Source organism: Cedecea neteri, assembly GCF_000757825.1.
GTDB lineage: Bacteria > Pseudomonadota > Gammaproteobacteria > Enterobacterales > Enterobacteriaceae > Cedecea > Cedecea selenatireducens.
In genome coordinates, this window is sequence record NZ_CP009451.1 from 32,697 (window position 1) to 46,288 (window position 13,592).

The window sequence follows — 13,592 nt, forward strand, 5'->3', positions numbered from 1 at the left end:
ATGTTGGAACTGCTGTTTCTGCTGTTACCCGTTGCGGCCGCTTATGGCTGGTACATGGGGCGCAGAAGTGCGTTACAAGACAAACAGCAGGAAGCCAGCCGCCTTTCTCGCGACTACGTGGCAGGGGTGAACTTCCTGCTGGCCAACCAGCAGGACAAAGCGGTCGATCTGTTCCTCGATATGCTCAAAGAGGACACCGGCACCGTCGAAGCCCACCTTACTCTAGGCAACCTCTTCCGCCAGCGTGGCGAAGTTGATCGCGCCATTCGTATCCACCAGTCCTTGATGGAAAGCGCGTCGCTGAACTATGACCAGCGCCTGCTTGCCGTTCAGCAGCTTGGCAAAGACTACATGGCCGCCGGGCTTTATGATCGCGCGGAAGACATGTTCAGCCAGCTTATCGACGAGACCGACTTCCGGGTTAGCGCGCTGCAGCAGCTGCTGCAAATTCACCAGGCGACCAGTGACTGGCAGAAGGCTATTGACGTTGCTGAAAGGCTGGTCAAGCTCGGTAAAGATAAGCAGCGTGTGGAAATCGCTCACTTCTACTGCGAACTTGCGCTGCAAAATATCGGCAATGACGAGTCTGACAAAGCGATGTCGTTGCTGAAAAAAGGTGCCGCAGCAGACAAAAACTGTGCCCGTGTTTCCATCATGATGGGGCGCATTTTTATGGAAAAGGGCGAGTATGCCAAAGCGGTAGACTCGTTGAAGCGCGTGATTGAGCAGGACAGCGAACTGGTGAGCGAAACGCTGGAGATGCTCCAGGTCTGCTATCAACAGCTGGGTAAACCTGATGAGTGGGAAGCTTTCCTCCGGCGCTGTGTGGAAGAGAACAGCGGGGCAGTGGCCGAACTCATGCTGGCAAGCATTCTCGAACAGCGAGAGGGCGCCGAAACGGCCCAGCTGTATATCAACCGTCAGCTTCAGCGCCACCCGACGATGCGCGTGTTCCATCGCCTGATGGACTACCACCTGCATGAAGCGGAAGAAGGGCGTGCGAAAGAGAGCCTGATGGTCCTGCGGGACATGGTTGGTGAACAAATTCGTACCAAACCACGTTACCGCTGCCAGAAATGCGGCTTCACCGCCTACACCATGTACTGGCATTGTCCGTCGTGCCGCGCGTGGTCAACGGTGAAACCTATCCGCGGGCTGGACGGGCAATAGCCTGCGGCACTTTTTAAAAAAGCGTACTTTAGTTACAACATACTAAACGCGTTAATTCATTTCTATACTTCAACCCGGTGCAATTATCGCTTAGCAGGGCGCAATCGCGGCTGTGAATTTGTCGGTCTGACGAGTAGAATGCTGCCGTTTAACTTTTTGCGCCGCGCCGGTGCCCAACAGTCAGAAGGTTTTGCCATGAACTCAACTGCGTCATCCTCCTCCCGTGTTGCCACTGAATCACCGATTGTCGTTGCCCTTGATTACGATAACCGCGATAGCGCGCTGGCCTTCGTTGACCGTATCGATCCCCGCGATTGCCGCCTGAAGGTGGGCAAAGAGATGTTCACTCTGTTTGGCCCGCAGCTGGTGGGGGATTTGCATCAGCGTGGTTTTGACGTTTTCCTGGATTTGAAATTCCACGATATCCCTAACACCACCGCGCGTGCGGTTGCCGCTGCGGCAGAAATGGGTGTCTGGATGGTAAACGTTCATGCAACAGGTGGGGCACGTATGATGCGTGCTGCAAAAGAAGCGCTGGCGCCTTTCGGGAAAGATGCGCCATTGCTGATTGCCGTTACCGTTCTCACCAGCATGGAAGCCAGCGATCTGGCTGATTTAGGCATTAATGCCAGCCCGGCGGATTATGCTCAGCGCCTGGCTACCCTGACAAAAGAGTGCGGTCTGGATGGGGTAGTGTGTTCCGCGCAGGAAGCCGTTCGCTTCAAGGCTGCATTAGGTCACGAGTTTAAGCTGGTCACGCCGGGGATCCGTCCTGTCGGCAGTGATGCCGGCGATCAGCGCCGTATTATGACGCCGCAGCAGGCTCAGCAGTCCGGAGTAGACTTTATGGTAATTGGACGCCCGATCACCCAATCGTCCGATCCGGCGCAAACGCTGCGTGAAATCCGTGCGTCGCTGGTGCAGGAGGCGTAATGAAAGACACTAATAGCCGCCTGGTGTACTCCACCGAAACCGGCCGTATTGATGAGCCTAAAACCGAAGTACAGCGCCCAAAGGGTGACGGTATCGTTCGCATCCAGAAGCAAACGAGCGGACGTAAGGGGAAAGGGGTCTGTCTGATTACCGGCATTGATGCCGATGATGCGACACTCGCGGGCATAGCGGCCGAGCTTAAGAAGAAGTGCGGCTGCGGCGGAGCGGTAAAAGACGGCGTAATCGAAATCCAGGGCGACAAGCGTGATTTGATAAAGTCACTGCTGGAAGCGAAGGGCATGAAGGTTAAACTCGCCGGCGGTTAAACCGTTTAAAATATTAATTAATGGGCCACGGTAAATGCCGTGGCCTTTTATTTTAACTGCTGTTAGTCAGACCTGAAAAATTAACACGTAATGAATTCGTCAAAGCGGGTTAGCTTTTGCTGGCGTCCTGCCTTATTTACCCACCTGGTGACCGATAATACCGCCTACCGCCGCACCGCCAAGTGTCCCCAGCGTGCTGCCGTCGGTCAGCACTGCGCCGCCCAGCGCACCGGCACCTGCGCCGATTGCCGTGTTGCGGTCACGCTTAGACCAGTTAGAACATGCACTTAAGGACATTGCGAGGGTAATAGCCAGCATTGCAGCGGCCACTTTTTTGTTATTTAAGGTCATCATACTTTCTCCAGAATAATTGATTCACGGAAGCCAGTCTCAGTTAAGTATAGTAACAATTCACCACTTTACCGGGCGGGTCGTGAAACGATGTCGCGATATAAGCTCGAAAAACAGCAGGTGCGTTTATTACTCCATGTTATATCGCTAAATTCTATTCTAATTTTCCCACATGATTAACACAGGTAAAAACTCTTAATTGCAGCGTGGGAATATTCTGAGAGAGGAAAAGCCCGTGTCCGACACGGGCAAAAGGCTTTAAACGGCGGCGTAAGGATCGACGATATCGACCTGAAGATTGGCCGCTTTAAGCTGCGCCAGGGTTTCCTCGCTAATCGCCGCGTCGGTAATCACCCGGTTGAAGCGTGCAATTGGGCCTAGCGTATAAGGGTGCATGTTGCCAAACTTGCTGCTGTCCGTCAGCACGATAGCCTCGCTGCCTTTCTCCAGCACCGAATTCACCACATCTGTACGTAGCATATCGCGCCCGGTAAAGCCGGTTTCAGGCAAGAAACCGTCGATGCCGATAAAGGCTTTACTGAAATGCAGCTGCTGGATGAACTGGCGGGTGAGCGGGCCGACCATACTTTCGCTTTTCTTCTGATAGATACCGCCGACCAGAATCACTTCGCAGTCGGTGTCTTTCAGCAAGTGGGCGATGTAGCTGCTGACGGTGATCAGCGTGACCTTTTTCTGCTCTGCCAGAGTACGGGCGAGAAGAGCGTTGCTGCTGCCGTTTTCGATAAACACGGTTTCACCGTCGTTCACCAGCGAAGCGGCATACTGCGCAAGCTGAAGTTTGAGGGTGTAATTGTTCATCATACGGGTTTCAACGTCGTCGCTATCCAGCGGGACGGCAAAACCATGGGTGCGACGCAGGTAATTATTTTTTTCCAGCAGGTTTAAATCCTGGCGAATGGTGACTTCTGAAACGCCGGTTGTTTTCGCCAGAGAGGCGACGCTAACCCGGCCCTGATCGATAACCATCTGCAGAATAATTTGTTGTCTTGAGTTCATGTCAGCCAGTAGTCAGGCGGCGGGATTAACCGCCGCCTTCTCGTCAAAGAGTATGTTCCGTGCGGGCTATAATATCATCCTGAGCGTCAGGAGATAAGGCAGTAAAGAAGGCCGAGTATCCTGCTACCCTGACCACTAAATCACGGTATTTATCAGGGTTTTGTTTTGCCTCAAGCAGCGTTTCGCGGGAAACAATGTTGTATTGAACGTGCCAGCCCTTGTGTGCTTCAAAGAAGGTGCGCAGCATAAACATTAATTTTTCCCGGTCGCGCGGGTTATCCAGCGTTGAAGGGTTTAACTTTTGATTGAGTAAAACGCCGCCGAGGATTTTATTGGTTGGCAGTTTGCCCACGGAGCTGATAACCGCCGTCGGGCCAAGGTGGTCGGTGCCTGACGCCGGGCTTGCTCCTTCTGCCAGCGGCGTGTTGGCCTTGCGCCCGTCAGGTGTCGCCATCGTTGCGGCACCAAACGGCACGTTAGCGGAGATAGAGGATGTTCCCGCGTAGTAGGTCCCGCCAATCGGGCCCCGGCCAAAGCGCGTGTTGTGGTACTGCTTCAGCTCGTCGATATAAGTTTGGTAAGCACGAGCCAGCAGCATATCCACTTCGTCATCGTCATTACCGTACTTCGGCGCGCCGTTGATTAACCGCTGCCGGAGCTGCTCGCCGCTCAGCCCGGCAAAGTCGTTGGCGAGGGCATCCGCCAGCTGTTGTTGGCCAATAATTCCCTGTTCGAAGACCAGTTTCCGCACCGCTGAAAGGCTGTTTCCGAGGTTAGCAATCCCAACCTGAAGCCCTGAAACCCAGTCATATCTGGCGCCACCTTGCTTAATGCTTTTGCCACGTTCAATGCAATCATCCACCAGCGCGGAACACAGAATGTCATGCGCGTTTTCTTCCAAAACCGTGTCGACAACGCACTCGATTTCGATGGATTTTTGCGTGTAGTAGCGAATTTGCCGATCCCAGGCAGCCAGCACTTCGTCAAACGAGGTGAAGTTGCCTTCGGACAGCGCCTTTTGCTGAGGAAGAAACACCTTACCGCTGGTGGCATCGCGGCCATGTTCAAGGCTGGCCAGCATTACGCGGGCAAAGTTAATGAAGCTCATGCCGGTACAGCGGTAGCCCCATTTCCCGCCGACTGCCGTTTCAATACAGCCGATAGCCGCGTAGTCATAGGCATCTTCCCGGCTGACGCCGATCTTTATGAATTCGTCGATGACAATCTCATCGTTATTAAACGCCGGCATCCCGAACCCGCAGCGAATAACCTGCACGCACGCATCGAGGAAGTCGTTGCTCATGCCTGCATGGTAGCGAACGCTGAGGTTAGGCTGTGTGGAACGCAGGCGGCCACAGGACTCAAGAATCGCGTAGGAGAGCGGGTTGACGGCATCCACCGCTACGCCGTGGATAAGCGTCTGTCCACCGATGGTGACGTTCTGGTAAAGCGGGCTGCCAGCGGAGGCTTTTGAGTGCGAGCCGGAGCGAATTTTATTCACCTCAAGCAGCTTCAACCAACAGCTTTGCAGCAGCTCAATCGCCTGTTCCCGACTGGTTGTTTGCTGCAGTTCAACGTCCCGGCGATACCATGGATAAAGGTACTGATCCAAACGCCCGAATGAAACGGAGTGGCCGTTGGACTCAATCTGCAGCACCAGCTGAATGAAGTAGCTCAGCTGCAGGGCCTGCCAGAAGGTGACCGGCGGATTGCTGGCGATATGCTCGCAGTTATCCGCAATCGCCAGCAGCTCATCTCTGCGTGCCTCACGTGTTTCGTCTGCGGCCATTTTCTTCGCCAGCTCTGCGTAGCGCAGGATATGGTCGCCCAGGGCGACAAAGGTCATGTCGATAGCCTTGAGGAACTGCTCTTTATGCAGATCGTCCCAGTCGGTCAGCTGCAGTCGCCCACGCCGCTCCGCGACTTTCTCGCGCAGGCCACTGATACCAAGCTCCAGCAGCAGCGGGAAGTTAACCGCCAGATGAGCATCGCCTGAAGTCATGTTGCCTTCGGCTTTAACGATCCCGGTGGCCAGCAGCGCTTTTTGTTCGTCGGTAAACATCCCGTAGCAGCGATCCTGTACCGTCTGGCCGCGCCACCACGGGCAAATTTCATGCATCACGGCTTTATCCGCTGCGGAAATAGAGAATCCGGCCCCGGGACGATCGCCAAGCTCGTCTATTTCGCTCTCAATCCAGCCAACGGTATATTCCGGGAAGAAGGGCGCACCTCGCACGTGGCTTGCCTGGTTCCCGACGATAAGCTCGTCGTGCTTGATCCAGATAGTTCGCTCGGCCAGGTGATGAGCCAGCGCCATCGCGCGCCGAACCGGCAGCGGCTTGTCCTGATGTTGCTGATAAACGGTGGTGTAATGGCTCGCTCGTTCGGTGCAAACCGGCGGTTTAACGATATGGATCAGCGCTTCTTTATGCGCCTTGATGCGTGGGCTGAGCAAATTCAGGTTCAGTTCGGTCATGATGATTATCCTCTAATCCAGGCGGTCATGCCTTTTTGGCTGGCGTACTGTTCGGCAAATTGAAGAAGTTCGGGCGCATCGAGCGGTTTGCTGGCGGCCAGATAGGGCTGACCCAGCAGATGGTATTTATTGATTCCTAAGGTGTGATAGGGCAGAAAATGGATGGACTTCGCGCCAATCTCGTCGGCGGCAAAATCGCTGATGGCGCGAATAGAGCCTTCATCAGCATTAAAGTCGGGAATCAGCGGTACGCGTATGGTCATTTCTACATTGCGAGCCGCGAGCCTGCGGAAATTATCCATTACGCGTTCAGCATTGCCGTCGGTCCATTGCTGAAAGCGTGCTTTGTCTACGTGTTTGAGGTCGGCCAGCAGCAGATCCAAAAAGGGCAGCGAAGGCTCAATGTATTTCCACGGTACGTGCAGGCAGGACTCCACGGCGGTATTCAGGCCGGCAGCTTTGCTGAGCTTCAACAAATTTTTTGCCAGCGCGGGCTGCATAAAAGGTTCACCGCCGGACAGCGTAATACCGCCGCCGCTTCGGGCGTAAAAAGGCTTGTCGCGCAGCACGGTAGCCATGATGGCCTCCGCCGTTTTTTCTTCTCCACAGACGGTTAAAGCCTGCGTTGGGCAGCAGTCCCGGAGCGCGTTTACCGTGCCTTCGTTAAGCCTGCCGCGAGCGATGATCAACTCATCTCCAACACGAGAAACGGCATCTGGTGCGGCCTGCTGGCAAAGATCGCAGCCGGAAAGGCATAAGCGGCGGTCCAGCAGGACGTCGCATTCCCGGGCGCGACTTTCAGGATTCTGACACCAGCGGCAGCCCAGAGAGCATCCTTTCAGGAAGACAACCGTGCGGATCCCCGGGCCATCGTGGGTGGAGTAACGCTGAATATTGAACAGCATGAGGTCTTCTCTTTTTGCTTTCTTTCGTAAATTAAATTACTTTCGAATGAAAGTTATATTGATATTGATCAGCTAAACAATCGACAGTCAGGTTATGATGCCGGCAGTGAGAGATGACTCTAATTCTGGAGAGCGTAATGGAACTGTATTTAGATACCGCTGATGTTGCCGCCGTTAAGCGTCTGGCCCGGGTTCTGCCGCTGCAGGGCGTAACCACCAACCCTTCCATCGTTGCCAAAGCCGGGATTTCCCTGTGGGAAGTCCTTCCTGCCTTACAGGATGCGCTGGGCGGCGAAGGCAAACTGTTCGCGCAGGTAATTGCCAGCCAGGCTGATGAAATGGTGAAAGAGGCGCAGCTGTTAACGACGCGGGTGCCGGGGCTGGTGGTGAAGGTGCCGACCACGCCGGAAGGTCTTGTGGCGCTTAAGCAGCTGAAGTTACTGGGTATTCCAACGCTGGGTACGGCAGTTTATGGCGCGGCGCAGGGGCTGCTGGCCGCGCTGGCGGGAGCTGAATATGTTGCGCCGTATGTGAACCGTCTGGATGCGCAGGGCGGAGACGGCATTCAGATGGTGCAGGATTTGCAGCAGCTTTTAACGCTGCATGCGCCCGACTCGAAGGTGCTGGCGGCCAGCTTCCGCACGCCGCACCAGGCGATGTCATGCCTTCTGGCCGGCTGTGAAGCTATTACGCTGCCTCTTGATGTGGTCGAACAAATCCTGGTCACCCCGGCGGTAACGGCGGCGATTGGCGGGTTTGAAAAGGACTGGCAGGGCGCGTTTGGATCGCTAACGCTGTAGTCTGAAAAGCCACCGTCCTGCGCTGGCTTTTACGCAGTTGGCGTTCGTCAGATGGCAAAACGCTGGAGCGGATTCGGCGCTGATGTATGAAAGTGAAAAGCAGCCTTTGTGACGGGCTGCTTTTATTTCTTAACGCGTTAGATTTCCCAGGGCGATTTTTTTTGCTCGCCGTCGCTTTTATTCCCGTCGTTATTTACGCTCAGCAATTCGGCTTTGAGGATCTCAAGGTTATTTATCGCGGAGGCATAATCTTTAGCGACCAAAATATCCAGCACGGTATCAATACGTTTGGCAAGCTGCTGCGGATCCAGTGTTGGCATTGTTAATCCTGTCGGTAATGGCGAGTGAATCATTCGTCCATAATGCAAAAAATAGCCGCTAAAGAGAAGGGCAGACGGTGAAATCCTCGCCTTATTCTTCAATAAATTATTGCACAACATATAAGCATTAATTATTAATCTCGGCTCCACATTCATCAAACAACAGCCGTGGATTAGTCTGATCCTGCGATTACCGCACATTCATTTTATGAGGATCTGGCTATGACAGTTATCAACCAACCAACCTGCAAACTCTTCACCGATACTGCACGTTTCACACAACTGTCTGGATATTACGAAGAAGAACGCCGTACCGTCTGGATGATGCTTCGTGCCCGCCCGCGCCCCTGCTTCAATCACGGACTAATAGAGGAAATTATGAATCTGGGATATATCGTCCAGAAGGCCGGATTTAAAGTTGATTTCTGGGTCACCGGCTCGCTGGTCCCCGGAATGTACAATACCGGCGGCGATTTGGGCTTTTTTGTTGAAACGATTCGGAACGGGCGTCGTGAAGCGCTGCGTGCCTACGCACGGGCCTGCGTTGACTGCGTACACGCTGCGTCCCGTGGTTTTGATACCGGTGCCATCAGCCTGGCGATGGTGGAGGGCAGCGCGCTTGGTGGAGGATTTGAGGCGGCGTTAGCACACCATTTCCTGCTGGCACAGCGTGATGCCAGACTGGGTTTCCCGGAAATTGCCTTCAACCTGTTTCCCGGCATGGGCGCTTATTCTCTGGTGGCGCGCCGTTCCGGGATGAAGCTTGCTGAAGAGCTGATTTATAAAGGTGAGTCACACACGGCAGAATGGTACCACCAGCATGGCCTGGTGGATCAGCTGTTTGAGCCGGGTCAGGGATACCTGGCCACGCGCACCTTCATCGATACCCTGCAGCCTAAGCTAAACGGCGTGAAGGCGATGCTGCGCGCGCGGCAGCGTGTTTTGCAGCTGCCGCGTTCGGAGCTGATGGATATCACCGAAGACTGGGTGGACGCCGCATTTTGCCTTGAGGCCAAAGATCTCGCCTATATGGAACGACTGGTGCAGCTTCAAAACCGCCACACCTCGACGGCTTTGCGTAAAGCAGGCTAGCGCTTTGTTCTGGCCTGATAGCGCTTAAACCATCGCTCGAATACGGCTGCGGGCATTGGTTTGGCAAACAGAAAACCCTGCCGTTCGTTGACGCCGTTCTTGGTAAGAAAGGCGTCTTCTTTTTGGTTCTCCACGCCTTCGGCGATCACCTGCAAATTCAGCGCCTGCGCCACGGCAACAATGGCTCTCACCAGCGACTGGGACACTGAATGCTTATGCACGTCGCGCACAAAAGACTGATCCAACTTGATGGCATCGATAGGGAAGCGGGCCAGCTGCGATAACGACGAATAGCCGGTGCCGAAGTCGTCAAGGTGAACCTGCGCGCCCAGCTGGCTGAACTGCTTAATCACCGACAGCGCCAGCACCTCGTTTTCGATGAGGCAGCTTTCGGTCAGCTCAACGTCAATCGGGCAGTATTCAAAATTCAGATCCTTCAGCGCCTGCTTAAGATCGCTAAAGATGGTCTGGTCGGCAAGCTGACGGGCGGAAACGTTGACCGCCACGCGCAAATTAATGCCTTTATCCCGCCATTTTGCCACCTGCTGCACGACGCTAACCATCACCCAGCGCCCAAGGGGCACAATCAGGCCAGATTCTTCGGCGTAGGAGATAAAGCCCTGGGGAGGGATCAGCCCGCGTTCCGGTGATTGCCAGCGCACCAGGGCTTCCAGGCTACGGATTTCACCGCGCCAGGTCATTTTCGGCTGGTAATGAATAACCAGCTGATCGTTATCCAGCGCTTTACGTAAATTGGTGTCCAGCCACAGATACTCAAAGACCCGCTGGTTCATCTCCGGAGAGAACACGCAAAACTTGCCGCGGCCGCTCTCTTTGGCGGTGTACATCGCCGTATCGGCATTGCGAATCAGATTTTCGCGCTCGTCGCCGTGCTGCGGAGCCAGGGAAATACCCAGTGAGCAGCCGCTGTAGACCTCAATCAGGCCAATCCTGAACGGCTGTTTCAGGCGAGTTAAAATGCGGGAAGACATCGCCTCGAGCGAGCCCTGCGAGGTGTTGGTCGCCAGCACGATAAATTCATCCCCGCCGAGGCGAGCCAGCACCTGGCCTTCTTCAAGGCAGCTTAAAATCGCCAGCGAAACGGCCTGCAGCAGCTGATCGCCAAACATGTGGCCGTAGGCATCGTTCACTTTTTTAAAGTTGTCGAGATCCAGATAAACGATGCCGACCTGGGTATCCCCACGTTTTTCTATGGCGTCGGTTATCAGGTCATAAATTGCGTTGCGGTTAGGCAAGCCGGTGATGGTATCGGTGTTGGCCAACACCCGCAGGCGCTCCTGAGCCCGACGCTCTTCGGTGATGTCGGTGCCGGAGCAAATCAGATAGATTTCGTTTTTGCCGCTGCCGCTGTGCACAAACTTATTGCGGAACAAAAACAGCCGCTGGCCCTTGCGGGTTTTTACCCAGCGCTCAACCTCATAGGAGCTGCCGTTGCGAAAAAATCCGCTGATATTGCGCCTGGAGGCGGCGGCTTCACTGCGGCTCATAAACAGCTTAAAAACGTTCTGACCGATAACTTCATGCTCTTTCATCCCGGTGTACTCTTCGCTTAGCCGGTTGAAACGCTGAATATTTCCCTGCTTATCAAGAATGACTATCACTGAATTGGCTTCAGAGACGACCTGTTCGGCAAAAGAGAGGCCCTGCACCAGGTCTCGTGCCACCGAATGGGTATCGTGCCAGGCCGAGGCGGTGCCTGCCCATTCACGTTTAGACACTTTGCGGCCAACCATATGCACCGGCACCTCAATGCCGAATAGCGACAGAGACATGGTCAGGCTGGAGGTGATCACCGTCATCTGCCGAATCTCGTCGGCCTGGGCGGCTTCCAGCGCCACGACCTGACCGGTGTCTGAATCCTCGCTGGCCGCCAGCTGTAGGGCATTACTGTCAGCCGGTAAACGCCAGTATGGGCTGGTAGTCCCCAGATAACGATAAAGCAGGTTCTGCTCCAAATCGTCTTTCATTCTTGCTCCTGAGCCTCAGGGAAAAATATCACCTAAATCTACTATTTATAGTAGCAACAGAAAGCCGATGTTAAAGCCCCGTTAAAGAGGAAAAGATCTTGTTTTTGCAGAGGATGTCCAATATATCGGCACAATGAGATCGCGGATATGAAAAAGCCGGGCAGAGCGCCCGGCTTTGTGGGGTTAAATCAGTCTCAGGCAGCAGGGCGAGCGATAACGCTGCGGGTTTCCATGCGAACTTCCGCGATGGTCACGTCGATAACGTCGGTCACTTTATAAACGGCTTCGCCTTTGATTTGCACGGTGCCGTTTTCCTGGCTGCAAACCAGCTCATCACGCACCGCGTGGATGAATGGCGCAGGGATAAACGCAACCGCCCCGTTCTCAACCAGGCGGACGCGCATCCCGCCACGGCTGACGTCGATAATCTCCGCCGCAAAGCGTGTATCGGTGCCGGCTTTAGGGCTCAGATAGCGGGCGTACAGCCAGTCTCCAACGTCACGTTCTGCCATGCGGTTCAGGCGGCGACGTTCTGCCATCTGAATTGTTGTTTCTTCCGCCGGGCGAGCCGCGGTTTCGCCTTTAATAATGGCTTTCAGCAGGCGATGGTTAACCATGTCGCCGAACTTACGAATCGGTGAAGTCCACGTCGCGTAAGCTTCAAGGCCAAGGCCGAAGTGCGGGCCAGGCTCGGTGCTGATTTCGGCGAACGACTGATAGCGGCGAATGCGGCTGTCGAGGAACCCGGTTGGCTGTGCGTCCAGCTCGCGACGCAGCTTGCAGAAGCCGTCCAGGGTCAGCACTTCCTGCGCGTCCACGGTGATGCCGTGAGTTTGCAGCATAGCGGCCAGCTGTTCAGTACTGGCAGGATCGAAGCCGGTATGAACGTTATAAACGCCGAAGCCCAGCTTTTCACGCAGCACGATGGCGGCACAGACGTTAGCCGCAATCATCGACTCTTCAACAATACGGTTCGCGATGCGGCGAGGCTCGGCCACGATATCCAACACTTCGCCTTTTTCACCAAGAATAAAGCGGTAGTCCGGGCGGTCTTTGAAGACCAGGGCGTGGGTATGACGCCATTCCCCGCGAGCCAGGCAAACGCGCTGCAGCAGGCGAATTTGATTCGCAACTGCTTCGCTCTGCGGCTGCCAGTCACCTTTCTCTTCCAGCCAGTCAGACACTTCGTCATAAACCAGTTTGGCTTTAGACTCGATGTTGGCGGCGAAGAAATGAATGTCGCTGGCAATCGCGCCGTCCTGCTCAATCGTCATGCGGCAGGCGAGGACAGGGCGGACAACGTTGGCGCGCAGCGAGCAAAGATCGTCTGACAGCTCGCGCGGCAGCATTGGGATATTGAAGCCAGGCAGATAGTTGGTAAAAGCACGCACTTTAGCGATGCCGTCGAGCTTGCTGCCTTCGGCAATCCACGCCGTTGGGTCGGCGATGGCGACGGTCAGCTGCAGCTTGCCGTCGGCCAGTTCTTCAACGTACAGCGCATCGTCCATATCTTCGGTGCTGGCGCTGTCGATGGTGACGAAGTCCAGCGCGGTTAAATCTTCACGCACCAGGCCATCATCAAGCATTTCGGTTGCCACGCCGTCCGGCGCTTCACGTTCCAGGTTATGGCGTGACAGTGTCACCCACCACGGCGCAAGATGATCGTCGCCGAAGGTAATAAATTGGGTTAATTCCGCGTAAAAACCGCGGTCGCCTTTCAGCGGATGGCGGCGCATCTCAGCCACCGCCCAGTCACCGTTTTGGAAGTCATGGCTGACGTCACGTGCGGCGCGGCACTGAATCGCATCTCTTAACAGCGGATGATCCGGCACAATCGACAGGCGATCGTCTTTTTTCTGGACGCGGCCAACAAAACGCGTCAGGAAGGGCTCGATAAGCGTCTCCGGCTCGGCAGACTCACGGTCCTTATCGGTGTGAATGACGGCGCTGATACGGTCGCCGTGCATCACTTTTTTCATCTGCGGCGGCGGAATAAAGTAGCTTTTATTGGCGTCGACTTCGAGGAAGCCGAACCCTTTTTCCGTGCCTTTTACCACACCTTCAGCGCGTGGAGTCTGGGAATGCAGTTGCTGTTTTAGCTGCGCGAGCAGCGGGTTATCCTGAAGCATATCGTTTCGTTTTCGTGGCCAAAAGAGCGGCTGACAGTTTTACGCGAAACCGTTCCTTGCGGCAAGCGATGATTGCCGCAAAGGC

General features: G+C 54.9%; 12 protein-coding genes. 5 read left to right on the plus strand and 7 right to left on the minus strand.

Going from position 1 to position 13,592, the window contains the following annotated elements:
* From lapB to yciH, 3 genes are all read left to right on the plus strand, one after another.
* Nucleotides 1-1,170 carry a lipopolysaccharide assembly protein LapB gene (gene lapB, locus JT31_RS00150; protein ID WP_038471935.1) on the plus strand — a complete coding sequence of 390 codons (1,170 nt, stop codon included), beginning with the start codon at nt 1-3 and terminating at the stop codon, nt 1,168-1,170.
* Between the two features lie 195 nt (nt 1,171-1,365).
* The gene (gene pyrF / locus JT31_RS00155; protein ID WP_052049057.1) at nt 1,366-2,103 is read left to right on the plus strand and encodes an orotidine-5'-phosphate decarboxylase; all 738 of its coding nucleotides are present in this window, start codon (nt 1,366-1,368) and stop codon (nt 2,101-2,103) included.
* Complete coding sequence (gene yciH, locus JT31_RS00160; protein ID WP_038471942.1) at nt 2,103-2,429, plus strand: stress response translation initiation inhibitor YciH; 327 nt, start codon at nt 2,103-2,105, stop codon at nt 2,427-2,429. The genes pyrF and yciH overlap by 1 nt, the downstream gene beginning before the upstream one ends.
* A 132-nt stretch (nt 2,430-2,561) precedes the next feature.
* Here the strand turns inward: yciH and osmB are convergent, their stop codons facing one another.
* From osmB to JT31_RS00180, 4 genes are all read right to left on the minus strand, one after another.
* A complete protein-coding gene (gene osmB / locus JT31_RS00165) occupies nt 2,562-2,780 on the minus strand; it encodes an osmotically-inducible lipoprotein OsmB (protein ID WP_008461331.1) in 219 nt (72 codons plus the stop codon).
* Nucleotides 2,781-3,038: 258 nt separating this feature from the next.
* Complete coding sequence (locus JT31_RS00170) at nt 3,039-3,797, minus strand: DNA-binding transcriptional regulator YciT (RefSeq protein WP_038471945.1); 759 nt, start codon at nt 3,795-3,797, stop codon at nt 3,039-3,041.
* Nucleotides 3,798-3,840: 43 nt separating this feature from the next.
* Nucleotides 3,841-6,273 carry a formate C-acetyltransferase/glycerol dehydratase family glycyl radical enzyme gene (locus JT31_RS00175; RefSeq protein ID WP_038471948.1) on the minus strand — a complete coding sequence of 811 codons (2,433 nt, stop codon included), beginning with the start codon at nt 6,271-6,273 and terminating at the stop codon, nt 3,841-3,843.
* A gap of 5 nt (nt 6,274-6,278) precedes the next feature.
* Nucleotides 6,279-7,178 (minus strand): glycyl-radical enzyme activating protein, encoded by a 900-nt coding sequence (locus JT31_RS00180; RefSeq protein ID WP_038471951.1) that lies wholly within the window; start codon nt 7,176-7,178, stop codon nt 6,279-6,281.
* A 137-nt stretch (nt 7,179-7,315) separates the two neighbouring features.
* Here JT31_RS00180 and fsa point away from each other — a divergent pair, with 137 nt between their 5' ends.
* A complete protein-coding gene (gene fsa / locus JT31_RS00185) occupies nt 7,316-7,978 on the plus strand; it encodes a fructose-6-phosphate aldolase (RefSeq protein ID WP_038471954.1) in 663 nt (220 codons plus the stop codon).
* 137 nt (nt 7,979-8,115) lie between these two features.
* Here the strand turns inward: fsa and JT31_RS00190 are convergent, their stop codons facing one another.
* Nucleotides 8,116-8,298, minus strand: a complete 183-nt coding sequence (locus JT31_RS00190) for a hypothetical protein (protein WP_038471957.1) — start codon at nt 8,296-8,298, stop codon at nt 8,116-8,118.
* 222 nt (nt 8,299-8,520) lie between these two features.
* On the opposite strand from JT31_RS00190, the gene JT31_RS00195 reads away from it, so the two are divergent.
* Complete coding sequence (locus tag JT31_RS00195; RefSeq protein ID WP_038471959.1) at nt 8,521-9,390, plus strand: crotonase/enoyl-CoA hydratase family protein; 870 nt, start codon at nt 8,521-8,523, stop codon at nt 9,388-9,390.
* On the opposite strand, the gene pdeR is transcribed toward JT31_RS00195, so the two are convergent.
* Nucleotides 9,387-11,378 carry a cyclic di-GMP phosphodiesterase gene (pdeR, locus tag JT31_RS00200; protein WP_038471962.1) on the minus strand — a complete coding sequence of 664 codons (1,992 nt, stop codon included), beginning with the start codon at nt 11,376-11,378 and terminating at the stop codon, nt 9,387-9,389. The genes JT31_RS00195 and pdeR overlap by 4 nt on opposite strands.
* Nucleotides 11,379-11,572: 194 nt before the next feature.
* A complete protein-coding gene (locus JT31_RS00205) occupies nt 11,573-13,507 on the minus strand; it encodes an exoribonuclease II (RefSeq protein WP_038471965.1) in 1,935 nt (644 codons plus the stop codon).
* Nucleotides 13,508-13,592 lie beyond the last annotated feature (85 nt).